This window comes from Roseomonas rosulenta (genome assembly GCF_016106005.1).
GTDB lineage: Bacteria > Pseudomonadota > Alphaproteobacteria > Acetobacterales > Acetobacteraceae > Neoroseomonas > Neoroseomonas rosulenta.
This window is the reverse complement of the sequence record NZ_JACADR010000488.1, coordinates 1-1749: the sequence shown is the minus strand read 5'-3', so window position 1 is coordinate 1749 and position 1749 is coordinate 1. Positions and strand designations below refer to the sequence as shown.

At 76.4% G+C, this 1749-nt stretch carries 2 protein-coding genes; both read right to left on the bottom strand.

The window, feature by feature from the left end; genetic code table 11:
* Window positions 1-243: 243 nt before the first annotated feature.
* Entirely contained in the window at window positions 244-963 is a 720-nt protein-coding gene (locus HW578_RS26160; protein WP_198373635.1) for an SDR family NAD(P)-dependent oxidoreductase, read from the bottom strand.
* Window positions 964-1060: 97 nt separating this feature from the next.
* A partial coding sequence (locus HW578_RS26155) for a hypothetical protein (protein WP_198373634.1) occupies window positions 1061-1749 on the bottom strand: 689 nt, incomplete at its 5' end.

The following is a 1749-nucleotide window of genomic DNA, read 5'->3' as shown; positions in this document are numbered from 1 at the left end:
GGCCGGCGCCGCTTTGCGCGCACTCGAGCCGCCGGCGTCGCGGGGCACGGGGCCGTAGCGACGGAACAGCACGCGGCGGCGGCACCGTCGCGCATCGCGCCGTTGGGCGCAGCGCCCGATGCGCTCGCCAGGGCCATGGGCCGTGGCAGGTCGGCCGCCGCACCGCTGCTTCGGGTCGGCGGACAGAATGTGGCGCCGCATGGTGCCCGCGGCGACGCAGGCGCCGCCCCGGGCGGGCCTTCGCTACCCGGCGGCGGCGAGGCGGATCGTGGCGCCGTTCTCCACCCCGTCCGCCTCGCACAACGCGGCGATGGCGGGGGCCATGTCGGCGGGCCCCGGTATCGCTGCGGGGTCCTGGCCGGGGAAGGCATTGGCGCGCAGCCGCGTCGCAACCGGGCCGGGATCGGCCAGCATGACGCGCAGGCCGGTGGTCGCGACCTCGGCCGCCCAGCAGCGCACCAGGTGCTCGAGCCCCGCCTTGGCGGCGCCGTAGAGGCCCCAATAGGCGGCAGGCGTGCCGGCCACGGCATCCGTCAGCATCACCGCCCGCCCGGCCGGGGCGGCGCGCAGCGGCGGGTCGCAGGTGCGGATAAGCCGCCAGCCGGCCGAGAGGTTCACCGCGAGCGATTCCTCCCAGTCCCGCGGCTGGATATGCGCGACCGGCGTCAGCTTCGGCAGCACGCCCGCGGCATGTACCAGGATGTCGAGCCGCCCGAAGCGCGCCACGATGGACGGGCCCAGCATGTCGATGTCCTGCGCGCGCTTCTGCAGGTCGAGCGGCAGCAGCGTGGCGGGCAGGCCGCCGGCGGCGCGGATGGCGTCGTCGGTCTCCTCGAGCCCGCCCTGGGTGCGCGCCACCAGCACGCATTGCGCGCCGCGACGGGCGAGTTCGACGGCGACGGCGGCGCCGATCCCGCGGGATGCGCCGGTGACCAGGGCGACCTGGCCGGAGAGTGAGGACATGTCGGTGGGGTCTTTGCTCTTGGGCGAAGGACGGATCGGCACTCCTTCACCGAAGGCCGCCGGGGAGTCAAAGCCGGGCCCCTTCCGCGGCCCCGCCTCAGCCGGCCGGTCCGCCACGCCGCGCCATCATGCGGTTGCCGGGGCGTTCGCTGGCATAGGCGACCTCGGCGAAGCTGCGCAGGCGCTGCTCCACGCTCTCGAAGGCGGCGCGCTGGGCGGGGGTGAGCGGTGCGTCGGGCGTCTCCGTGCGGTGCGTCAGGTAGCGTGCCAGCGTGCCGGCGCCGCGGCGGTGCGCGGCGGCCACCAGCGCACCTTCGCCGAGCGTGATCTCCTGCCCGTCCAGTCCGCGGATGGTGGCGCCGGCCGATGCCAGCGTGCCGCCACGATCGAGGATGGCCTCCTGCCGCGCCAGGTAGGCCGACATGGCGGCCTCCTGCGCGGCGGGGCTCTCGAGGAAGCTTGCCTCGTCGGTCACGCGGTGGCGGGCGGCGGCCTCGGTCCAGGCACCGGCGGCGTCCATCCAGCCGATGTCGCGCAGCGCGATGGGCAGGAACTGGTAGCGGCCGAGCGCGCCCGATGCCGGGTTGCGCAGGCCGTAGCCTTCGCGCGCATGCTCCGCGCTGCGCTCGGCCTCGGCGATGCGCTGGCGGAAGGTCGCGTTGGCCTGCGCTTCCCAGGGGCGCAGGTTCGGCGCCTCCAGGCCTCCGGGCGCGACGGGACGGGCCAGTGCGGGCGGCGGCGGCGCGGCGCGGGCCACGGCCGGCTGGGCGGAGGCAGCCATGGCCG